We start from the raw sequence: 21,736 nt of genomic DNA, 5'->3' as shown, positions 1-21,736 counted from the left end.
GTTCTAGCCGATGCGCTTCTCAGAGGCATCCCATGAGCAGCGGCGAACTGGCCGACTCGACCATTGTTTTCGACCTGGACGGCACGCTGGTGGACACCGCGCCGGACATTGTGCGTGCGCTGAACGAAACAATGGACTTGGAAGGCCTGCCGCGGGTCAAACTGGATACCGTGCGCAACCTCATTGGCCACGGCGCGCGGGTGCTAATCGAGCGCGCCTCGGCGCTGCAGGGGGTAACGTTTTCAGCGACCCGTTTGGATCAGCTGACCAACGAATTCGTGACGTTCTACGCAGCCGATATCGCGCGCGAGTCAAGACCATTCGACGGCGTCGTCCAGCAGCTCGATATTCTGGCTGACCTCGGCGCGAAGCTCGCGGTCTGCACCAACAAGCGTACGGCGCTTTCGGTTCAACTTTTGGATGCACTGGAGCTTAGCGAGCGTTTTTCGGCGATCGTTGGCGCGGATGCGGTCAAGGATCGCAAACCGCATCCAGATCACTATCGCGCGGCGGTGACGCGCGCTGGCGGTGTTGTGCGGCGTTCGGTGATGGTTGGAGATGGCGCGGCTGATGTCGGCTCAGCGCGCGCGGCCGGTGCGCCGGTTTGCATCGTGAGCTTCGGCTATAGCGACATCGACGCCGAGAAACTCGGCGCCGATGTGCTGCTCCACAGATTTTCAGAGTTGGCGCCGGCCTGTCGCCGCCTGCTGGCGGCGCGCCCATAAACCAACAGGTACCGGCGCTTACGCGACTTCCAACAAGCCGCGACGGCTAGGGGACGGCCGCTCGTCATCATCGGAACGCTTGGTCGGGAAACCATTGACCATGTCACTGCGAACGTCCGTGCGCGCAGAACGCATCGCCGCAACGAAGCCAGCTTCAATAAGCTTCACATCGACGTTGTAGCCCCGTTCGCGCCAGTATTCTTCAATGCGCAACTTCAGACGCCGTGCGCCATCCACATTGCAGAAATCGTGATCCATTCAGCTCCACCACATGAGTTGCTCGGTTCCGGGTTGGGCTCAATGGCCCGGGACCGGTCGCGCGGATCTCCGCTCCGCGCTTTGCGTCAGCCCCCTCACTCGCTCCCGCAGGACGTATCCTTAGCGACAAGCGAGGCGACGATATGGCGAGTTCGCGTCTGGAGGACAATTGCGATCACAAAGTCCTGATGCCGCAGCCTAACGTACGCTGCGGCATGGCGGTGCGCGGCGCCGGCGACGCGCTTTGCACTACGGTACTTTGGGAAAATAGATGGTGGGCGCGACAGGGATTGAATCTGTCTGAACCGCCCTGCGAACCTTGAAAATCAAGGGTCCGTCAAACTGTTCGACGTCCGTTCACGGCCAATGCAGTCAATGCGTTACAAGCCAGTTTGACCATCTTGGTAGTCCACGAAGCTGCGCGAGGCGGTCATCGGCTCAGGATGGGTAGAGTCGTGTCAGGAGGCCCGTCACCGCAGAATCAGCGCGTAGTCCCCGCGCGCTCATCACGACCATTGAACTAGCACAAGGCGCCGGAAACCCTACTGGCGTGAATGTGCCGAGTAACGGACAAGCGAGCCCACTCGACGACCGACTGGACATGGTCAAAAAGCCGCCGTCACGCGTACCGTGTCGCGAAGGAGGGAAACACTCGTTCGCCCATCTCGGCCATCGGCCTTGCAGTGGCGCGACGATGCGCAAGCGGGACGCAAGTCATCATGACTTCAAAAGGTCGAGAGCCACATCGACAATCATGTCCTCTTGCCCGCCAACCATCTTCCGCCGTCCGAGTTCGACCAGGATCGCGCGCGTGTCGAGTCCGTACTCGGCCGCCGCTTTTTCTGCATGCCGCAAGAAGCTCGAATAAACGCCAGCGTAACCGAGTGTCAGCGTTTCACGATCCACGCGGACTGGTCGATCCTGCAGCGGCCTCACAAGCTCCTCGGCCGCATCCATCAATTTGAATAGGTCGCAACCATGGTTCCAACCATAGAGATCGGCCGCCGCGATGAATACTTCGAGCGGCGCGTTGCCGGCGCCCGCGCCCATTGCCGCGAGACTCGCATCGACGCGGATCGCGCCATTCTCCACCGCGACAATTGAATTGGCTACGCCCAGCGAGAGATTGTGGTGCGCATGGATACCGCGCTCGGTCTCGGGCTTCAGCACCTTGTCGTACGCCTGAAAGCGTGCCGCGACCTCGGGCATGGTGAGGCGCCCGCCGCTGTCGGTGACATACACACATTGGGCGCCATAGGACTCCATGAGCTTGGCTTGGACCGCGAGCGCCTCCGGCGCGCTCATGTGGCTCATCATCAGGAAGCCTGAGACATCCATGCCGAGCACGCGTGCAGCTTCGATATGCTGCTTCGAGACATCGGCTTCCGTGCAATGCGTAGCGATGCGCACCGAACGCACACCCATCGCGTAAGCGTGCTTGAGATCGTGCACCGTGCCGATGCCAGGCAGGAGCAACGTCGTTAGCTTGGCGTGTTTCAAAACCTCTGCAACCGCGCCGATCCAATCCCAGTCGGTATGGGCGCCGAAGCCATAGTTGAACGATGAGCCTTGGAGGCCATCGCCATGCGCCACTTCAATGGCGTCGACCTTGGCTTCGTCGAGCGCGCGCGCAATAGCGCGCACTTGGCCTAGTCCGTATTGATGACGGATGGCGTGCATGCCGTCGCGCAGCGTGACATCCTGGATGTAAAGCTTGCCGGCTTTTGGATCGAAGCTCATGCCGGCTTTTCCCGGCTCATACGGTGGGCGATCTTCTCCGCCGTTTTGAGCGCGGCCGACGTCATGATGTCGAGATTGCCGGCATAGGCCGGCAGATAATGCGCCGCACCCTCCACTTCGAGAAATACGCTCACTTTCAGTCCCGTAAACTCGCCGTTCATTTCAGGAATCTTCAGAGGCCGGTTCGAACCGATATGCTCGAACTGCACCTTCTGCTTTAACCGATAGCCCGGCACGTACGCCTGCACTTCCTCCACCATTGACTCGATACTCGCCTCGATCTCGGCTTTATCGGCGTCATCACAGAGGCAATATACTGTGTCGCGCATGATCAATGGCGGCTCGGCCGGATTGAGGATGATGATGGCTTTTCCGCGCCGGGCGCCGCCCACGCTCTCAATCGCTTTCGAAGTGGTTTCGGTGAACTCATCAATATTGGCGCGCGTGCCGGGGCCGGCGGATCTTGAAGAAATGGAGGCGACGATCTCGCCATAATGTACTTTGGCGACGCGATTGACGGCATACACTATCGGGATGGTCGCCTGCCCGCCGCACGTTACCATGTTGACGTTGGACGCATCGAGATAGGCTTCGCCATTGACCGGCGGGATCGTGAAAGGCCCGATCGCCGCCGGCGTCAGATCAATGACGCGCTTGCCATGCGCGCGCAGCACCTCGTCATGGCGTTTGTGCGCGCCGGCGGAGGTCGCATCGAAAACAATGGCGATGTCCTTGAACTGGGGCATGTCGACGAGCCCATCGACGCCCTTGGCCGTGGTGGCGACGCCCAAACGCTCGGCGCGTTTCAACCCGTCCGATTCTGGATCGATACCGACAAACGCGCCGACTTCCAGCACGTCGGACAGACGCATAACCTTGATCATCAAATCCGTGCCGATATTGCCAGAGCCGATGATCGCGACCTTGGTCTTGGTCATCATTGGTCACCGGGAAAGCTGAAACTCACCGCGCCGAGGCCGCCAATCTGCGCCCGCACGGCATCGCCTGGCTTAATCGCAACCATTGGCCCAAGCGCGCCAGTCAAGATGACATCACCTCGCTTCAAGCTCTCGCCACGTTCGGTAAGCGTGCGCGCCAACCACGCCGCGGCGTTAAGCGGATGGCCTAAACAGGCTGCGCCCGCGCCGAGGGAAGCGACCTTTCCGTTCACCTCAAGCGCCATCCCGCACGTGTAGAGATCAAGCCCGGCGAGCGGCTTGCGCTCCTGGCCGAGAACGAAGAACGCCGATGAACCATTATCCGCAACCGTATCGGCGAAGGTAATCTTCCAGTCGGCAATGCGGCTGTCGACGATCTCGATCGCGGCAACCGCGCACTCTACCGCGCTCGTTACACTTTCCACCGTTGCGTTCAAATCCGCGAAGTCACGCGCCATGATAAGCGCAATCTCCGCTTCGGCTTTGGGTTGGAGCACCTTGCGGGCATCTAGTTTCCCGCCATTGGATATCTCCATATCCGCAAACAGAACGCCGAAGTCAGGTCGATCGACACCGAGTTGCTTCTGCACGGCTTCAGCAGTCAGACCCACCTTCCGTCCAACAACACGCCGCCCCTGCGCAGCCCAGTAAGCAGTGTTGATGCTCTGAACCGCATACGCACCGCCGATATCAATCGGCTCAAGAACCTCACGCAAAGGCGCAACTGGCGTTCCGCTATAGGCGCGGCGCAGCCGTTCTGCAGCCTCTTCCAATTCGATTTGCATTGATGAGTTCCTTTAATCTGGGGAGGCGAGCGCGATCATTCTACTTGCGGAGCTTCCCACGGTTTCGGCTTTTTCCAGGGTTGTGTGGTGTTGTCCCAGCGATTGATGCTGAAGCGGCGAAACTTCCAGGCGCCTTCCGCCTTGACACACTCATTGACGTAGTAGCCGAGGCTACGCACACCCAATTCACGCGTCGCAGGCTGCAAACGGAAGTGCGTTGCATAAGCATAGACCACGCAAGAGCTGCCATCGCCGTCGAAACGGAACTGCCCCGCTTGGTGCAGCCACACATCGCCGGCGGTGTCGCGCGTGCTCAGTAGATTGAGGAACCAATCACGCATCGCTGCTTCAGTTTCGTAACGGCGTCCGATGCCGATGAGAATGGCGTCTTGCGTGAACAGATCGAGGAAACCGTCGACATCGCTGCAATCGAACGCCCACAAATACGCGCTGAATAGATCCTGGATCGCGGCGCGATCCTCAAGCGTCAACCGGCGCCGAGGCGAAGCCTCCGCCGTCGCCGCAGTAACTGCACTCGCGAGTGCTGCCGGCAGCAGCAAGGCTGAACGCCGGCTCGTTCCGGCGTTCCGGCGACGGATCGCTTCATTCATTATCGTGCTCCGGGGTCCTAACTGCGGTTCTCACGCACGACGTCGTAGATGATCGCCGCCAGGGTGACGATCGTTGCGATTGAGTGGTGAATGGCGACGTACACGCATATGCTAACATCCATTGCCCCGTACTACTTCCAAACCAATAGATTGCGCACGACTTGCTCCCGCACCTCTTTGGCCCAAAGCGGCTTGGGCGCCGACAGCACGTTGGCGAACGCCACGTAGTAACCAGCGTAACTGGCCAGAAGGAACGTGTTGTAGAACAGCTCGCGCGGGCCGATGAAGATCGCACGCGGAGAACCGTCAACGAACGTGCTGAGATAAAAGATCGTGATCGAGATCGGCAGCTCGGCGACCAGCGCGATCGGCACGAAGCGGTTGGTCAGCAGGCAAACGCCCACTAGTGTTTCCACCACCTTGATGACAGCGAACAAGCCCGTCGCATTCATCTCGTCGATGAACGGCCCTACCGGCGTGCCGTCCGTCGGTGGCGGCGGCAAATAGTCAAAAAAATAGTTGGTGCCTGACACCAGCGAGTGAACGGCGAAAGCGACCCGAACCCAAAGCATGAGGTACTTCATCGCGCTCCCCCGCTTAAGTGAGCGCGCCGCCGGCCATAGAGCAATTGCAGGATATCACCCGCCGTCTTTGCTCTCATGAACTTATTGCGTAGCGCCGCGTGCCCTCCCGCTTCGTCCAATATCGCGCTCAAAGCCATGCTAACTACGGTTCTTGCGCACGACGTCGTAGATGATCGTCACCAGAGTGACGATGGTCGCGATTGAGTAGTGAATGGCGTCATAACCACTGATGCTAACGTCCATTGCCCCCTCCTACTTCCAAACCAATAGATTGCGCACGACTTGCTCCCGCACCTCTTTGGCCCAAAGCGGCTTGGGCGCCGACAGCGCGCTGGCGAGCGCCACATAGTAACCAGCGTAACTGACAAGAAGGAACGTGTTGTAGAACAGCTCGCGCGGGCCAGTGAAAACTGAACGCGGCGATTCCGTCACGAACGTGCTGAGATAGAAGATGGTGATCGAGATCGGTAGCTCGGCAACCAGCGCGATCGGCACGAAGCGGTTGGTCAGCAGGCAAACGCCCACTAGTGTTTCCACCACCTTGATGACGGCGAACAAACCCGTCGCATCCATCTCGTCGATGAACGGCCCGATCGGCGTGGCCCCGGTGGGTGGCTGCGGCAAGAAATCGAAAAAATAGTTGCTGCCTGAGATCAGGGAGTGAGCGCCGAAGGCGATCCTCACCCACAAGATGAAGTACTTCATTTTTCCCTCCCGATCAGAGTATCGCTGCAGCGCCGCCGGCTAGTCCGCTCCCGCCGTAGATCCAGTGCAGCGTCTCGAACCATTGTTCGGCGGATTTTGCTTGCATGATCTGATTTCGCAGCGCGGCGTGCGGCCCTGCCGGATGGTAGATGTGGTCGCCTATCCAGCGCGATTGCAGTTGAACGCGTGCGGTGCGCAGAACGCGCATATCCTGGTATGCACGAAAAGCGCGTTCGATATCGCCGTCAGCGGCTTCCAGTTGCGCCGAGAGGCAGACGGCATCCTCCATCGCCATGCATGCGCCTTGCGCGAAGTACTGCATCATCGGATGCGCCGCGTCGCCCAACAGCGTCACCCGTCCGTCGCACCAATTGCTGATGGGATCACGATCGCACAGCACCCAGAGCTTCCAGTTCGTACCGAAGTCAATGATCTGGCGCGCGCGCTCGTGCACGTGCTCGAAGCCGCGGCGAACTTCATCGGCTGCCACCGGCTTGCCCGCCACGGGCTCCGGCGCGTCGTTGTGGTAAGTCACGACGAGATTAAAGGCCTTCCACCCCGATAGTGGATAATGGACGATATGGCACTTCGGTCCCGCCCATAGCGTGGCCGCGTTCCATCGTAGGTCCTCCGGCATCTGCTCGGTGGGGATCACGGAACGATAAGTTGTGTGACCCGAGACGCGCGGCTTGGCCTCGCCCGCCACGCGCTTGCGCACGTTCGACCACAGGCCGTCCGCGCCGATCAGCGCCGCGCCGGCGACGCGCTCGCCATTGGCCAGGATCGCGGTGACGCGCTTGCCATCTTGTTCGTAGTCGGCCACTTCCGCGCTGGTGCGCAGCTCCACCAGCGGGCTCGCTTTGCAGGCCTCGAGAAAAACACTGAACAGCTCACCACGGTGGACGACCGCATAAGGGTTGCCAAAGCGGGCCCGGAACTCCGCCTCCAACGGAATGCGGACTATCTCGTCGGCGCTCAAGGCATCCATCAAACGCAGGCTGTCGATGTAGACCGCCATCGAGCGCGCAGCGTCGCCGACGCCGAGATAGTCGAAGGCGTGAAACGCATTCGGGCCGAGCTGAATGCCGGCGCCGATCTCACCGAACACAGGCGATTTTTCCAGCACGATGCACCGGAAGCCCTTCGACGAGAGACCCTTCGCCGTAGCGAGCCCGCCGATGCCTCCACCGGCGATCAGGATAGGCGTGTCGTTCTTCATTGCCGTTTCCTCCTCCCCGCCTGATCTTGGTGTTAGAGGTCGCAGTCGGGTTGGTTGTGCGGATGAGCGTCGGCGAAAGCCGGAAGCGCCTCGCACGCATCGAAAATCTGCTGGAGCCGCGGCCAGGCGCTCATATCGACGCCGAAGCGCTGCGCCGAATAAACCTGTGGCACGAGGCAAATGTCAGCCAGACTCGGCGCATCGCCGAAGCAGAACGGCCCCTCTGGATCGAGCTGCAGCAACGCCGCGCACGCGTCGAACCCCTCCAAGATCCAGCGTTTGCGCCATTTATCCAACCCGGTTTCGTCGCACTGCAGCTCCTCTCGCAGAAAGTTGAGCACGCGCAGATTGTTGAGCGGATGGATGTCAGCGGCGATGACCTGGGCAAAGCCTCGCACGCGGGCGCGAAGGTGCGCATCGCGCGGCAGCAGCGGCGGGTTGGCGAAGGTTTCGTCCAGCCACTCTATGATCGCCAACGACTGGGTCAGGTCGCCGCTTTCGGTTTCCAATGCCGGCACCAGCCCTTGCGGATTGTGAACGAGATAGGCCGGACTACGCTGCTCGCCGCGGCGCAAGTGCACGAACGACGGTTCGTAACTCACGCCCTTCAGATTGAGCGCGATGCGGCAGCGGTACGCCGCTGAACTGCGGAAGTAGCCGTGCAGGAGCATCCTCATTCTGGCGGACCGATCGAGAGCTGCACCGGGGTCAGGCCATCGATCGTGCCAGTGATCGCGTCGCCAGACACAACCGGGCCAACGCCTTCAGGCGTGCCGGTGTAGATCAGGTCGCCCGGGCCGAGGTGATAGAAGCCCGACAGATGCGATACCAATTCGGCCACGCTCCAGACCAGATCGGAAAGGGAAGCGTGCTGCTTGATCGCCTCGCCCACCTTAAGCGTAATACGCTGCTGGCCGACGGCGCCGAACGCGGCGGCCTTGGTAATCGGCGCGATAATCGCCGATTGTTCGAATGCCTTTCCAAGGTCCCAGGGGCGCTGCTTGGCGCGGGCAGCGAGTTGGAGGTCGCGGCGCGTCATGTCCAAGCCGGCAGCGTAGCCGTACACGACTTTAAGCGCATCCTCGACACTGATTTTGAACGCCGGCGCGCCGATCGCGACCACGAGTTCCATCTCGTAATGATAGTTGCTTGTGCCCGGCGGGTACGCGACACACGCGCCGCTCAGCGTGATCGCCGACGCAGGCTTGGTGAAATAGAACGGCGCCTCGCGGTCGACCTCGACTCCCATCTCTCGGGCGTGCGCTTCATAATTGCGACCAACGCAAAAGATTCGGCGCACCGGATACAGTGCGGTCTCGCCGGTGACCGGCACCGTGTAGGTAGGCTCAGGCGGAAACAGTAATTGCTCGCTCATCGCGGGCGCTCCTCGTAGTAACCGAGCTTTTCCTGCAGCGGCCGGTCGTGAATACGGATCAGGAAAGCTTCCTCGCCATCGGCGCTGAGAGTGACTTCGGAAAACACCGGAATGCTGATGGTGTCCTTCGGACCCCAGCGCATGCGCTCACCGTTGACCATGGCGACGCCCTTGCCGTGCACGACGTGATAAACTTCACTGGTCGAGCGCAATGCCGGACGCACGACCTCCCCCGGTCGCAGCATCAGCGCGGCGAAGCCAAGAGCGGGTAGAACGGCCTGGCCGGTTTCCGGATTGACGTAATCGAGCTCGACTGTTTCCGCGCCCGCGTGCTTCGCCATTGCGTGCAGTGCTTCGCGAGTGCGTCGCCAGGGAAAGCGCATCATTGGATATTGCGCCGTGGGCGCACTCGGCGAGCGCGGTGGCCGCAAGCCAGCAGCCAAGTACTCGACTTCGGACGCATCCGGGCGATTGCGGCGCGCCTGTAGCGGCGCCTCTTCAGCGTAAGAGCCCTCCAAATAGACGAACAAGGGCAAATCTAGTGCGTCGAGCCAAATTACCGGCTTGTCTCCCTCGTGGGCGTGATCGTGCCATCGGCCGCCCGGCGTCAGGACGATGTCGCCTTCCTGCATCGGCAGCTTTTCGCCCTCAACAATAGTGAACCCGCCCTCCCCCTCAACGATCACACGCGCCGCGCTGGGGGTGTGCCGGTGCGCGGGGGCGGTCTCACCAGGCAACAGCAATTGCATGCCGAGATATATCGACGCCGTGGCCTGCATGGAGCCAACGCCGCGCCCGGGATCGGAAAGCACCAACACCCGCCGCTCGGCTTTTTCCACTGGAGTGAGTTGTCCGGCGCGCAACAGTAACGGCCGCAAATCTGCGAATGCCCAGTGATGCGACTTTGTCGTGGCAATCGGCCGCTTGTGGGGAAGAAGGTTCCGCATCATCGGCCAAAGCGGTGCGACGCCCGCGGCGTTCATCGCGTCGCGATAGTCCTGCGGCAGCTCTTCAAGCGAGCCAAGCGTAGTGCTCACAGGCCTCACCTCTCGTCAACGCATTAGGTCGTATGCTACCTATTTCAAATCGTCAACGCGGCACGTCGCCGAATCCGGCTAAAGCGGAAGGGCATGCGCTTAGACTTCCATGAACTGGCAGGCTTCAATATTCGCCGCCTGCACCAAATCTCGGTGTCCATCTTCGACGACGAGATGGCTGCCGCCGAAATCGATCTGACTCAAGTTCAGTATGCGGCGCTGAACGCGCTCGCAACGTCACCGGGCATCGATCAAGGCACACTTGCGGGCCTCATCGCCTATGATCGCGTGACTATCGGAGGCGTCGTCGATCGATTGGTTTCGAAAGGGCTGGTGGTCCGGTCAGCAAATGCAGAGGACCGCCGGGCACATAGACTTGAAATCACGCCGACAGGCAGTGACTTGCTCGAGGTCGCCAACCCAATTGTTCGGCGCATTCAGCGGCAAATTCTTGGCGGTCTCTCCCCCGAGGAACGAAGCCTATTCACCGCCCTGCTCGCGAAGACGACCACTGCGAACAACGCCCGCAGCAAGGCTCCACTACGCTTTCCTGGTTGAGCGCGGCCACCGTCGCAGTCGGCGCCACCCGCCAATCGTCCTCACCAACTAACCCTCAGCAGCGTTGGTCTCCAAGGGTGAACGCCAGCCACCGGCAGCCCTCACTTGGCTCCCCCTATTCCTAAGTCTTGTTTTTGTTGAACAACCTTCCGCCTCATGGGGCAGGCCGCCCGCGATCATGGACGCCCCAAAGAGATTTCTCTGGATTCTATATTCTAGTTTCGCCTATGGTTCCCTAAAGAAAGCCCAAACATGGGCACAACGAGCTTGGTTCGGACTGGCTGGGACGCCGCCGGCGCCATGAGTGACGCTCGATTTGCGCATCTCGTGCAAGAGTGCGTCGGGGAGAGGGAGGAAACATTGGCTGAGGTTGCAAGCACTCGCTTTGGCGCGGGCAAAGTCGCGCTGTTGCTCATGTCTTCTGCATTGTCGTGCGCGACGTTTGCAGGCGCTGCGCACGCTCAACAAGCCGAAGAGGAAGACGGCGGCGTTGGTGAGATAATCGTCACAGCGCAACGATACGAGCAGAACCTCCAGGAAACGCCCCTTTCAGTGGTGGCCCTTGGTAGCGAACAACTCGACGCCATCGGCATCGACAACCTTTCTGGCTTCGACACCTTCATTCCCAACCTAAGCGCAGGAGGGACCGCCGCTCAGGGCAATGCAGTGGCGAGCTTCGCCATTCGCGGCATCGGCGGTGCACCTCAGGGATTCGTCACGCAAGAAAGCGCCGTCGGCGTCTACATCGATGACATACTGTTCGCTCGTCCGCATGGCGCCCTGCTGGACCTTCTAGACGTCGAACGCATTGAGGTTCTTCGCGGACCGCAAGGAACACTATTTGGACGCAACACGGCGGGCGGAGCAATTCGCTACGTCACGCATCAGCCAGCCTCAGTGTTGGAAGGAAGCCTGAGTGCAACGCTTGGCACTCACGAGCGTCGCGACGTCAGCGGCATGCTTAATTTGCCCCTCGGCGAGGATATCGCCGCTCGTCTTTCGTTCGCAAGCAATAGCCGCGACGGATACATTACCCGTGTCGATGACGGGTCGAGCGTTGGTGACGCCGATTCAGAAACATTTCGCCTTCAATTGCGAGCGCAGCCAACCGATCGGCTCGACATCAATTTCACAATCGACTCCATCAACACCAGCGACAATGGTTCGCCAACCATCATAGGCGAGTACTCGGCGACGGACCTTTACCCGGCGGCTCTCTATGGCGCTCAGTCTGTCGGTGGTCCGCCCGTAAACGTAGCCCGCGTCAATCAGATGCGCGCGCTTATGCCGGCGTCGGTGTCACCATCAAACTACTGCGGTCAGGGCCCGGTACTCGCAGCCCCCGTCGCACTGGCTAGCGTGCAAGCCTGCATCCAGAGCGATTTGGATTTCTACTATTCTCAGACTGGCGATTACTCGATTTATGGTGGCGTTCCGGATCGAAACGAATTCGAGAGCACCGGCATTTCGCTTAGCCTGAGCTACGATATCAACGACGCTATCACGTTTAACTCACTAACCGGATACCGGGTGTCCGACCAGTTCCAGTTTCAAGATTGGGACCGCACGCCAATCCCCCTGGTGCAGCAGTCGTCAATTGTCGAGATCGAGTACTTCACTCAAGAGTTCCAATTGATAGGCAGTTCGTTCGGCGATCGCCTGCGGTGGCAAGTCGGCGCTTTCTACTATGACGACCAAGCCCTCGACACGCGTCGTCGCTTCGATCCGTCCGGCGGCGCCAATAGCGCTGCCCTGGGTACGGTCGGCGAGGGCCAATTGGAGTACAAGGACATCGGCACGACCAGCCTGGCGGCCTATGGACAAGCGACGTTCGATTTCACCGAACAACTTAGCGCCACATTGGGCTTGCGTTGGACTCACGACGAAAAGGACTTCACGGCGTTTCGCGAGGCTCGCGGTCGCATCCCTGTTGGCGCACCACCTGTGTTGACGGCGGTGCCACAGAGCATTTCGGGTGAATGGGAGAACCTATCACCACGCTTAGGCATTGAGTACCGTTGGACGCCGGATATCATGACCTACGTGTCCGTCGCGCAAGGCTTCAAAGGAGGCGGCTTTAACGACACGGTGGCGTCCACCTGCTCCACATCGCCGCTGCCGAACTGCGGACTGAGTGCGTACGACGAAGAAAATCTTGTGACGTATGAGGCCGGCTGGCGCTCGGACCTCTTCGATAACCGCATACGCTTCAACGCGACTTACTTCCACACGGCCTACACAGATCAGCAGATTCAGCTGGCCGACCCGGGCCCACCTCCACTGGTTTACACCATCAACGGCGACGCGACCGTAGAGGGTGTTGAACTTGAGTTCATGGCGGCGGTCACCGACAACCTGCTGTTGCGAGCAAGCCTTGGATATGTCGATGCTCGGTATGACGGGATCTTGTACGGAATTAGCGGTCAACCCACCGCCACACCGGACACGCCCTACTTCAGAAGCCCAGAACTGTCGTACACGGTGGGCGTCAACTACACCCAACCCCTGGCCAACAACGCCGAGGTGACCTTTGACCTCAACTATGGCTACAAGGATGAGCAGGCGAGCTTCCCTCAGCCGTCGAACATGGTGATCTTGCCATCGTATGGCCTACTCAACGGGCGCATCGCCTATCGGTCGAGCAACGGGTGGGAACTCGCGCTGGTCGGAACGAACCTGACTGACGAATACTACCTCACCAATGGCTTCGATCCGACCGGTCCTACGACCAAGCCTACGCCTGGCCTACCAGCCGGCGTTCACGATGCGGTGTTCGGCTTCGAGATGCTCGATGTCGGCCGTCCACAGGAATTCGCGGTTGAACTCCGCTACGAGTTCTAACCTTCCCTCCCGCGCTCTTCTGGAGCCGTCATGTAGACCATGACGGCTCCTTTTTTTTCTCGCACAGGCACAGGAGACAGTCTTGAGACTGGCCTCTCAATCACCGTGGTACTACGTCGTCCACTGGCTCAGATATTATTTCGGAGCACATTTGATGTATTCCGGCTTGCGTTATGCGCTCACCGGATACGTCCCTGAAATTCCAGGAGCGGGCGGAGCTTGGGTGCAAGCGAACGCAGACATCTATGTCTACCAATTCATCAAGTATCTGGAAATCATAACCGGCACGATGCTGGTCGCGAACCGCTTTCCACTCCTTGCCTTGATCCTGGAAATGCCCGCGTCGGTGAATATATTCTGGCTGAACACCTTCGTAGTCGCCACGCCGCGCCAATTGTTTACAGGTCCTCAAGAGTAATTCTTGAATGGAGTTTTGCTACTGGCGTACAGCGGATGGGTTTCCGCTGCGGTGCAGCCGAAGCTCGAGCCTCTTTGGGTATGGGATGGCAGAGAAGCTTACCGAGCTGAGGTCGGTAGACGCATCACCGAACAATCGGCCCACCTAACCACTCACGCAAATCGCAAGGAAGGGCCATGAACAAGAACAAGTGGATTGCGGTCGCGATCTGTGTCGGCCTCACCGCAGCAGCATACATAGGATCCACCGGGCTCTTCTACTCCGATTACAGGCCAATCAGAACTTATGATCTGGTCGCTTTCGGCGTGTCGTGGGGCGGGCTGATATGGATGCTGCTCAGAAACAAGAGCCGCCTCGACTAGCCTCGCCCGGCGCGCCGATCCCCCCTTGAAGTCGCGAATTAGTTTTTCGGATCGAAGAGATTTGGCAGATGTCCAAGATCGCGGACACTGCCGGGGCTTGAGCGAAATGTCAGCATCGGAACGTAATAACGGATATAGCCCAGCGCGACGATGATGTTCATGTAGAGGCACGACACGCCCAGATAGGTCATGTCAAACAGGCGCTCCGTGCGCACGTTAAGGCCGATCGCGTTGTAAAAGACAATTGCAGAGATCGGCAACAGCAGCACCGTGGCGAATGGCACAAACACGCCGAAGATCAGGCACAGACCGCCTACGATTTCGCAAGTTTTGACGAAATCAAAAAGCCCAACCTCAATCATAGTGACCAGCATCTGGTTAGAGAGCGGTAACGTCCCTAATGGCTGAGGAAACGCCGGCTCCAGACCGAAATGCGGAGCCCAGTAGCTGAAACCGCTGATGATCATCCAAGCGCCAAGGATAAGCCGAAGCAGTGTGACAATCGCCTTCCACGCGGTGTCCAGATCAAGTGCGAGTGTCACACTGTCTGTCACTACACCGGGATCTCTGTGAGGCATCTTTTTCCCCTCTCGCGGTCGGCATCGGCGACGTTATTGATCGAACTCGGTTAGATAACGCTGGCGGGAAACAATGCGACCACGGTTGGTCGCAAACACATCAATGGCTTCTATCGCCGACTCCCCACGCGCTGGCCCGATGCGATGTATCACCACCACTGTTTGACCTTGCGCAACGACCGAAAGCACTTCGTGCGGAATGGGCGCTCCATCTTGTCGGTCCTGAGCTAACGGCACATTGTCGACACCATCGCTGGCGAAGTAGTCTGCAGCCGCACCAGCGCCACGACCGTTATCGTAGGCTTCGGACATGAAGCCGCTCACGATCTCTCGCGGCAACCTGCCTGTGCCGGGCGCATCCCAATCCCACGGCAAGCGATAGTGGAAGAAGTAGTAAAAGCCCGCGATGAACAGGAGACCGAGAGCTATCGACAAGACCCTCAAGCTAGAGCGCTTCACCGTGACCATGATCTCTCCTGGCGCGCGTCCTTAAACGTCAATTCGCTAACACCATGCAGAGGTCGCGGTAACGGAAATTCCGCGCACCGTCCGTAAAGCGGACAATCGGCCTTCGGCTAGGGCAACACTTTCGGGTCGGCCTCGGCCAAACCGATCAAGCTAAGGCCCGCCATGCGCAAATAGTCCTTCAGCGATTCTCCCGACGCGTTCATAACCAAATTGCCGTCCGCGAGAATTAGGGTGAACTTCGCGAGCTTAATCGCGCGGTCGGGACATTTCTTCTGGATGTCCGCCGGCAAGGTTTGCCTATACCAGGATGCGTATTCTTCCGTGACGTCCTTCCGCAAATCGAGAAAGCGCTGCCGCGAGATTTGCTCACGCACGGATTGATCGATGCTCAAGATCACGCCCAGGCGCCAGAAATCGTGTGCCGGGATGGCGACGTTGTCGTCAGCGTTGCAGTAGATCCGTTCCAGATGCGCGCGCGCGGTCTCCCCTGGCAGTGGGCGGCGACGTGCATGAAACTCACTAAGCCATGCACGGCTCTGATCCATCATGGCAGCGAACAGCATGTCTTTGCTTTCGAAATGCCAATAGACGCTGCCGGTGGGCAGCTTCGCGCGCAGCGCCACCCGCGGGATAGTCGTTCCTTGATAGCCAAATTTCTCCGCGACCTTCAGGGTCGCATCCAAGATCCTCTGGCGATTGGCTGCCGTCGAGCGATGCTCTCCACGACGCCGCTCTCGTTGTGGGGGCGCCTTCACCATATCGTGCTCATCTTCAGCCCTTCCATCTTGGCGCCCCCACGATAGGCACCCAGGACGGCCATCGACACGAATGGGCAGGTCGCCTGCCGACAAAGTAGTTTTGCTGTAATCGGCAATGCAAGGCTTAACTAGCGCGAATCAGGGCCGACGACGCGCGCTAGCGCGCTGCGCGCGCCTGCCGGCTCCAGTGCGCAGGCCTGCCGCGACTGTTCGTATCGGAAGCGCACTCACACGACGCGGCAATGGCTTTCGCGGCCTGCTTGAGCGGTGGAACGTATGCTGCGCTGGCTTCCGAAAGTGAAACGGCGGAAGTCGGAAACGTGGTGCACAGTGCGCCAACTGGCGTCGAATTCACGATGACGCAAACCGCCAACGATGTTGTTCGCTTCGGCGCCCCGCCGGAGCGTAGCGCAAAACCCAGTTCGCGCGCCTGTTCGATCCGATAGCGCGCGGCCGCCAAGGTCTGCCGGGCGCCCTTCTCCTCCCCGTGGCGCTCGCGCCATAGCGCCAAGATTGCCTCACAATCGGTGATGTCGACGTTTGCCAGAAACGCGCATCCGATCGCAGTGGTCGGCATAGCTAAGCGAAGCCCGGTGCGACCGCCATCAAAGACAAAGGGATTTTGATCCCGCGTGGTTTCCTGGATGATCATTGCGTCATCCTGTGGTGTCGCGAACGACAGCGGCCAGCGCACCTGCTGTTGCAGCTCCGCCAGCACGGGAACGGCAATGTCGCCAAGCCTGTTCTCCGGCCTGTAGCCTGCACTGAGCGCCAGGATACGAGCGGTCAACCGGATCGCGCTGCTACCACCGACGCGCTCGACGTAGCCAAAGGCGCATAGACTCTCGACCATGCGATGGACAGCCGGGCGGGAAATGCCGGTGGCGCGATGGATGTCCACAACCGTACAGACACCAAGATCGTTTATCGACTCGATGACCACAAGCAATCGTCCGTCAATCGCCATCTCGCGCCTCCCATCGGCCCGGCCTCGCCCGCGTGCGCGATTTGACGAGTGTTGCGACTATTTGCACGCGGAGGACCGTTGGTTGATGCCAGCTCAAGCCACTGGGTTGTCCTGAATGAAGCGATGTACGTTTGAGTTGAATTCGGCCGCGTGTTCGAGCTGGAGCCAGTGACCGCAACGGTTCACGATCAGTGCGCGCGAATTGCGGATCATCCCCGCCAAACGAATGGCATGCGTGAAGTGAGTGACGCGATCGTCGCGGCCATGCATCAACAGCGTCGGCGCCTTGATGGTCGCAATCAGTTCCTGATTGAGACGCACCATAGGGCCCTTGCCGTGGCCCGCGATCCAGTTGTCAACGTGCGCCTTCTGCGCCAGCGTGTTCTGCAAACGCTCTGCGATCAGTTCGTCAGTAACGTTTGAACTATCAAACGTCATGACGTTGGTGAGCGCGCGGATTGTGTCGAGGCTCGGGGCGAAATAGGCACGCTCCAGCACCTTGACGCCTTCGGTGAGGCCGCCAGCTTCAAAAATGCCAGGCACGCCCGATGGCGAGCCCATTGTGATCAGGTGCGAGACCAATTCTGGGCGCTCGTAAGCAAGCCGTATCACTGACGCGCCACCCATCGAGTTGCCGACAAGCGCCGCCTTCTTGATGCCGAGCGCTTCCAAGAACTCGGCCAGCACACCGGAATTGTCACGCTGCTCGTACGACACTGGCTGCGACTGCCCCCAACCCGGCAGATCGATGGCGAGCACACGGTAGTGCTTTGAGAGCGCGGGGATGTTTGGGTTGTAGTTACTCCAGCCCGAAGCGCCAGGACCGCCTCCATGGACCAGAACCACCGGAAAGCCCTCGCCAACCTCACTGTAGTGGACGTCCCAGTTCTTCGTCCGGATGCGTCTGCTGGCGCCCTCTTGCGTGACCAAAGCCATTGCGTTGTCTCTCCTAGACCGCCCTGGCTCAGATCTCGATTCGCCCACTAACGAACAGAAATCATTGCCACAATTGGTCAAACTCTAAATCTCGCGAGGCGCTTGCCGCTCGACCGCGCAAGGCCAAACACCAAGTGCTCTCGCTCTAGACATGATAATCGGTTCCAGAATACAGGTTCAAGAAATTTGTGCGATCATGTTGAGGTCACGGACCTCCCCACGGGCTCGCCATAGAACACAAAATGCGGGAGAGCGGCGATGACCGAGGCAACCGAGACTGCATCAACCAAGAGCATGCGCCACCGTGCCTTGTGGTCGAGCTATCTCGGGTCGGCGATCGAGTATTACGACTTTCTGCTTTATGGGATCGCCGCCGCGCTGATTTTTCCCCACGTGTTCTTCGCGCTCGATCCGGCGGTCGCGACGCTTGCTTCACTCGGCACACTTGCCGCCGGCTACGTCGCGCGTCCGCTTGGGGCGATCTTCTTTGGCCATTACGGCGACAAGATCGGCCGCAAGAAAATGTTGATGCTGACGCTCTACCTAATGGGCGTCGCCAGCTTCCTGATGGGCGTGCTGCCCTCGTACGCCCAAATCGGCATCGCCGCGCCGTTGTCGCTCATCGCACTGCGGATCGTGCAAGGCTTCGCCGTTGGCGGTGAGTGGGCAGGAGCCACCCTGCTATCGATGGAACACGCCGGCAAGAGGTCTCGCGGGTTTGCAGCTTCAATTGTCGGCTCGGGCGCGCCGACTGGCGCGGTGTTAGCGACGTTGGCGCTGATGCCGTTCGCGGCGATGAGCGAGGATGCATTCCTGAACTGGGGTTGGCGAGTGCCATTCCTGCTCAGCGCTTTCCTGGTGGGAATAGCGGTCTATCTGCGCCGATCGGTCGATGAAACGCCGGACTTCGTCGCGTTGCAAGAGAGCAGCACGCGCGAAACAAAGCCGAAGATTCCTCTGTTCGTCGTGTTCAGCTCTTACCCACGCGAAGTTCTAAATGGCGTGCTTGGCGCGCTGGCCTGCCTTGCGATGACCACGCTCACCGCCACCTTCATGGTCAATTACGCCATCAGTGTAGGCGGTCACGAGCGCTCAGAGGTGCTAGGCCTGCTGACGCTGGTCAACGTGCTGCATATCTTCACCATCCCAACTTTTGCGATTCTCTCCGATCACATCGGCCGCAAGCCGGTGATGCTCGCCGGCGCTGTTGCGGGGATGGCGCTAATCTTCCCGATCTTCTCGCTGATCACTGCGGGCGATCCACTTTCACTGCTGATCGCGTTCGCGCTTTGTAACCCATTGATACACGGCCTCATGGGCGGTCCAATCAGCGCTTGGTTGGGCGAGAAGTTCGCCGCCGACATCCGCTATAGCGGTATGGCGGTAACCTTTCAGATCGGGTCGACTGTCAGCGCCGGGTTCGCGCCGCTGATCGCGACGTGGCTGCTGACGCAGGGCGGCGGCGAGGACGCGACTTTGGTCGGCGTCTTCTACATCGCGCTGTGCGCGATCTCGGCAGTAGCGATTCTGTTCTCGACAGAGAGCTTTCGCAAGAAGCTGGACCTGACGACGACCCCAAGATTGCCCTCGGGCGAAAAGCAAACCAGTCGGTAAACGACCTGCACGGGCACGCCTTAGAGACAACTGCTTAGAGACACCTGCTGAGCGTCCGTTCTACGGGCACCAGACGCGGGATACCTTCGCTGCCGCGACCAAAAGAGCGATTTTGTGCGCGCAGTGGTTCGGCGTTCGCTGACGCCGTGAGGAGGATGCGATGGGCAGGCTAGAGGGCAAGGTCGCCCTCGTGTTCGGCGCCGGGCCAAACATCGGCGGCACGATCGCCCACTTCCTCGCGCGCGAGGGCGCCAAGGTCGTCGTGGCGGACATGAACCATGACGCCGCCGAGGACACCGTCGCCTTCATCAAGGGCAAGAGCCTCACCGCTCACCCGGTACAAGCGAACGCAACCAAGGCAGAAGACGTCGAGCACGCTGTGACCGAGACTTTAGCCGCCTTTGGCCGCATCGACATCGCCGTCAACATGGCTGGCCGCGTGCACTGGTCACATCTGCTGGACATGAAACTGGATGACTGGAACGAGTCCGTTCTCAGCTTCCCGACAGCCGGCCTACTCACAACCAAGTATGCCGCCAAAGCAATGATCGCGGCCGGTCACGGCGGCTCGATCATCCACCTGCTCTCGACTGCCGCGCATTTCGGCGAAGCCTCCGGCACGGCTTACACCTCAGCCAAGGCAGCCCTACTCAGTTTCGCTCGCTCGGCGGCGATGGACTTGGCACAGTACGGCATCCGCGTGAACACAGTCACGCCGTGCGCCATGGAACATCAGCTCTGGACGCTGATGAAAGACGAAATCTTCGATCCCGATTGGCAGCGTCCCGACCGCATGTCTTTCTACTCGCGCGACGACTACCTGAAGATGCTGCCGCTGCAGCGTTTCCCGCGCGCTTCTGATCTCGCCTGGGCGACGGTTTTTCTCGCCTCGGACGAGTCCGAAATCATCACAGGCATCGACATCCCCGTCGACGCAGGTCTTCGCCACAAATACCCGACCTGGACGCCGGGCGACCACACGGGCGTGAACATCAAAGACTATGCGCAGCAAGTCCGCGTAACCCGCTTCGGCGAGCCACACGAAAAGCTGCTGCCGCAAAGCGAAGAGTCCGCAGGAGACCAAACGTGACCGCTGAAAATCCAATGTTCGAGCGCCTCCGTAAGCTGCATCAGACCGGCCGCGACACCAGCATGGGCAAGCTACTGCGCCAGTTCTGGCAACCAGTTGGCCGATCGGAGGAGCTGCAGCCAGGCTACGCCAAAACCGTGCGCGTAATGGGCGAAGACCTGACACTTTATCGCGGCGAAACCGGCAAGGCGTTCCTCGTCGGCGGTTATTGCCCTCACCGGCTGACACTGCTGGCGAATGGCTGGGTGCAGGGCGACGAAATTCGCTGCATGTACCACGGTTGGAAATTTGATGGCGACGGCCAATGCACCGAGCGCCCGGCCGAACGCGACACGAAGCAGCCAAACGTGAAAATCGTCGCCTACCCGGTGCATGAGTATGCCGGGCTGGTCTTTGCCTATATGGGAGAAGGCGAGGCGCCGCCCTTTGAACTGCCGCGTAAGGCCGTGTTCGAGCGTCCGGGCGCGCTGCAGTTCGCCCGCATTGAGACGTGGCCCTGCAACTGGCTTCAGCAAGTCGAGAACTCGATGGACGCGGTGCACGTCAGCTTCGTGCACCACTGGGGCAAGGTTGGCTCCTTCGGCGCCGTCGTCGCGGCCACCGTCCCCGAACTCTCCTACGAAGAAACCGACGCCGGCATCCGCCAAACCGCAGTGCGTTCCGAAACCTCGAAGCGCGTCTCGGATTGGACCTTCCCGAACAACAACCACATCTCGCACCCCACGCTCGAACTGAACGATCCATGGGTGGATGTCGGCGTATGGATGACGCCGGTCGACGACGAAAACACCATGCGCTTCCTGATCTACTCGATCCCGTCGACCGATTCAGCGACGGACGCGCGCATCCGCGAGTATTTCGAAAAGTACTCCGAGTACAATCCGGCCGACCACCACGATGATTTGATCCTGCATCGCAAGCTGCCGGACGACAAACTGGTGCAGCTCACCTCGGCGCAGGATTATGTCGCCGCCGTCGGCCAAGGCGCCATCGTCGATCGCACGCAGGAACGACTAGGCCGCTCCGACATGGGCATCGCCCTGCTGCGCCGTCTCTACTGGCGTGAGATGGACGCGATTGATAAGGGCGTGCCCGGCAAGCGCTGGGCGCGGCTGTCGGCGGAGGCCCACATGCCCAAGCAAGTCAACGAAGCCGTCAGCTGACGCCGC

Annotated in this window: 24 protein-coding genes; 8 read left to right on the top strand and 16 right to left on the bottom strand. The window is 60.0% G+C overall.

The window, feature by feature from the left end:
• The first annotated feature begins 32 nt into the window (after positions 1–32).
• On the top strand, positions 33–725 hold the full coding sequence (gph, locus tag ATE48_RS17675) for a phosphoglycolate phosphatase (RefSeq protein ID WP_066773869.1): 693 nt from the start codon (positions 33–35) through the stop codon (positions 723–725).
• 18 nt (positions 726–743) lie between these two features.
• On the opposite strand, the gene ATE48_RS17670 is transcribed toward gph, so the two are convergent.
• The 11 genes from ATE48_RS17670 to ATE48_RS17620 form a co-directional block, all read right to left on the bottom strand.
• Positions 744–983, bottom strand: a complete 240-nt coding sequence (locus ATE48_RS17670; protein ID WP_066773867.1) for a phosphoglycolate phosphatase — start codon at positions 981–983, stop codon at positions 744–746.
• 717 nt (positions 984–1,700) lie between these two features.
• Positions 1,701–2,723, bottom strand: a complete 1,023-nt coding sequence (dmpG, locus tag ATE48_RS17665; protein WP_066773865.1) for a 4-hydroxy-2-oxovalerate aldolase — start codon at positions 2,721–2,723, stop codon at positions 1,701–1,703.
• The gene (locus ATE48_RS17660; RefSeq protein WP_066773863.1) at positions 2,720–3,661 is read right to left on the bottom strand and encodes an acetaldehyde dehydrogenase (acetylating); all 942 of its coding nucleotides are present in this window, start codon (positions 3,659–3,661) and stop codon (positions 2,720–2,722) included. Before ATE48_RS17660 ends, dmpG begins: the two co-directional genes overlap by 4 nt.
• Positions 3,661–4,446 carry a 2-keto-4-pentenoate hydratase gene (locus ATE48_RS17655; RefSeq protein ID WP_066773860.1) on the bottom strand — a complete coding sequence of 262 codons (786 nt, stop codon included), beginning with the start codon at positions 4,444–4,446 and terminating at the stop codon, positions 3,661–3,663. Before ATE48_RS17655 ends, ATE48_RS17660 begins: the two co-directional genes overlap by 1 nt.
• 35 nt (positions 4,447–4,481) lie before the next feature.
• Positions 4,482–5,057: a nuclear transport factor 2 family protein gene (locus ATE48_RS17650; protein ID WP_066773858.1), complete on the bottom strand. Its 576-nt coding sequence runs from the start codon at positions 5,055–5,057 to the stop codon at positions 4,482–4,484.
• 131 nt (positions 5,058–5,188) lie between these two features.
• Positions 5,189–5,641 (bottom strand): hypothetical protein, encoded by a 453-nt coding sequence (locus ATE48_RS17645; RefSeq protein ID WP_066773856.1) that lies wholly within the window; start codon positions 5,639–5,641, stop codon positions 5,189–5,191.
• Positions 5,642–5,893: 252 nt separating this feature from the next.
• Complete coding sequence (locus tag ATE48_RS17640) at positions 5,894–6,346, bottom strand: hypothetical protein (protein WP_066773855.1); 453 nt, start codon at positions 6,344–6,346, stop codon at positions 5,894–5,896.
• Positions 6,347–6,359: 13 nt separating this feature from the next.
• Positions 6,360–7,565 carry a 3-hydroxybenzoate 6-monooxygenase gene (locus ATE48_RS17635; RefSeq protein WP_066773854.1) on the bottom strand — a complete coding sequence of 402 codons (1,206 nt, stop codon included), beginning with the start codon at positions 7,563–7,565 and terminating at the stop codon, positions 6,360–6,362.
• Between the two features lie 32 nt (positions 7,566–7,597).
• Positions 7,598–8,236 carry a maleylacetoacetate isomerase gene (maiA, locus tag ATE48_RS17630; RefSeq protein WP_066773853.1) on the bottom strand — a complete coding sequence of 213 codons (639 nt, stop codon included), beginning with the start codon at positions 8,234–8,236 and terminating at the stop codon, positions 7,598–7,600.
• Between the two features lie 2 nt (positions 8,237–8,238).
• The gene (locus ATE48_RS17625) at positions 8,239–8,940 is read right to left on the bottom strand and encodes a fumarylacetoacetate hydrolase family protein (RefSeq protein ID WP_066773852.1); all 702 of its coding nucleotides are present in this window, start codon (positions 8,938–8,940) and stop codon (positions 8,239–8,241) included.
• Positions 8,937–9,977 (bottom strand): cupin domain-containing protein, encoded by a 1,041-nt coding sequence (locus ATE48_RS17620; protein ID WP_228126692.1) that lies wholly within the window; start codon positions 9,975–9,977, stop codon positions 8,937–8,939. Before ATE48_RS17620 ends, ATE48_RS17625 begins: the two co-directional genes overlap by 4 nt.
• A gap of 93 nt (positions 9,978–10,070) precedes the next feature.
• Here ATE48_RS17620 and ATE48_RS17615 point away from each other — a divergent pair, with 93 nt between their 5' ends.
• The 4 genes from ATE48_RS17615 to ATE48_RS17600 all read left to right on the top strand — a co-directional run bounded on the left by ATE48_RS17615 (position 10,071) and on the right by ATE48_RS17600 (position 14,156).
• Positions 10,071–10,535, top strand: coding sequence for a MarR family winged helix-turn-helix transcriptional regulator (locus tag ATE48_RS17615; protein ID WP_066773850.1), 465 nt, complete (start codon positions 10,071–10,073; stop codon positions 10,533–10,535).
• A gap of 360 nt (positions 10,536–10,895) precedes the next feature.
• Positions 10,896–13,376 carry a TonB-dependent receptor gene (locus tag ATE48_RS17610; protein ID WP_228126691.1) on the top strand — a complete coding sequence of 827 codons (2,481 nt, stop codon included), beginning with the start codon at positions 10,896–10,898 and terminating at the stop codon, positions 13,374–13,376.
• A gap of 82 nt (positions 13,377–13,458) precedes the next feature.
• A complete protein-coding gene (locus tag ATE48_RS20150; protein ID WP_228126690.1) occupies positions 13,459–13,794 on the top strand; it encodes a hypothetical protein in 336 nt (111 codons plus the stop codon).
• Positions 13,795–13,970: 176 nt separating this feature from the next.
• Complete coding sequence (locus ATE48_RS17600; RefSeq protein WP_066773846.1) at positions 13,971–14,156, top strand: hypothetical protein; 186 nt, start codon at positions 13,971–13,973, stop codon at positions 14,154–14,156.
• Positions 14,157–14,194: 38 nt separating this feature from the next.
• Here ATE48_RS17600 and ATE48_RS17595 read toward each other — a convergent pair whose 3' ends face one another.
• From ATE48_RS17595 to ATE48_RS17575, 5 genes are all read right to left on the bottom strand, one after another.
• A complete protein-coding gene (locus ATE48_RS17595) occupies positions 14,195–14,698 on the bottom strand; it encodes a DoxX family membrane protein (protein ID WP_066773844.1) in 504 nt (167 codons plus the stop codon).
• Positions 14,699–14,767: 69 nt separating this feature from the next.
• Positions 14,768–15,202, bottom strand: coding sequence for a hypothetical protein (locus ATE48_RS17590; RefSeq protein ID WP_083197451.1), 435 nt, complete (start codon positions 15,200–15,202; stop codon positions 14,768–14,770).
• A 107-nt stretch (positions 15,203–15,309) separates the two neighbouring features.
• Positions 15,310–15,960 (bottom strand): TetR/AcrR family transcriptional regulator, encoded by a 651-nt coding sequence (locus ATE48_RS17585; protein WP_083197450.1) that lies wholly within the window; start codon positions 15,958–15,960, stop codon positions 15,310–15,312.
• A 157-nt stretch (positions 15,961–16,117) separates the two neighbouring features.
• Positions 16,118–16,927 carry a helix-turn-helix domain-containing protein gene (locus tag ATE48_RS17580; protein ID WP_066773842.1) on the bottom strand — a complete coding sequence of 270 codons (810 nt, stop codon included), beginning with the start codon at positions 16,925–16,927 and terminating at the stop codon, positions 16,118–16,120.
• A gap of 93 nt (positions 16,928–17,020) precedes the next feature.
• Complete coding sequence (locus ATE48_RS17575) at positions 17,021–17,863, bottom strand: alpha/beta fold hydrolase (protein ID WP_066773841.1); 843 nt, start codon at positions 17,861–17,863, stop codon at positions 17,021–17,023.
• A 258-nt stretch (positions 17,864–18,121) separates the two neighbouring features.
• Between ATE48_RS17575 and ATE48_RS17570 the strand changes: the two genes are divergently transcribed.
• The 3 genes from ATE48_RS17570 to ATE48_RS17560 all read left to right on the top strand — a co-directional run bounded on the left by ATE48_RS17570 (position 18,122) and on the right by ATE48_RS17560 (position 21,730).
• Complete coding sequence (locus tag ATE48_RS17570) at positions 18,122–19,477, top strand: MFS transporter (protein WP_066773839.1); 1,356 nt, start codon at positions 18,122–18,124, stop codon at positions 19,475–19,477.
• Positions 19,478–19,637: 160 nt separating this feature from the next.
• Entirely contained in the window at positions 19,638–20,567 is a 930-nt protein-coding gene (locus ATE48_RS17565; RefSeq protein ID WP_066773837.1) for an SDR family NAD(P)-dependent oxidoreductase, read from the top strand.
• Positions 20,564–21,730, top strand: a complete 1,167-nt coding sequence (locus tag ATE48_RS17560) for an aromatic ring-hydroxylating dioxygenase subunit alpha (RefSeq protein ID WP_228126689.1) — start codon at positions 20,564–20,566, stop codon at positions 21,728–21,730. Before ATE48_RS17565 ends, ATE48_RS17560 begins: the two co-directional genes overlap by 4 nt.
• Positions 21,731–21,736 lie beyond the last annotated feature (6 nt).

The organism is Candidatus Viadribacter manganicus (assembly GCF_001679665.1).
Taxonomy (GTDB): Bacteria; Pseudomonadota; Alphaproteobacteria; order Caulobacterales; family Aquidulcibacteraceae; genus Vitreimonas; species Vitreimonas manganica.
The sequence above is the reverse complement of the archived record's forward strand: the minus strand, read 5'-3'. Positions and strand labels throughout refer to the sequence as shown.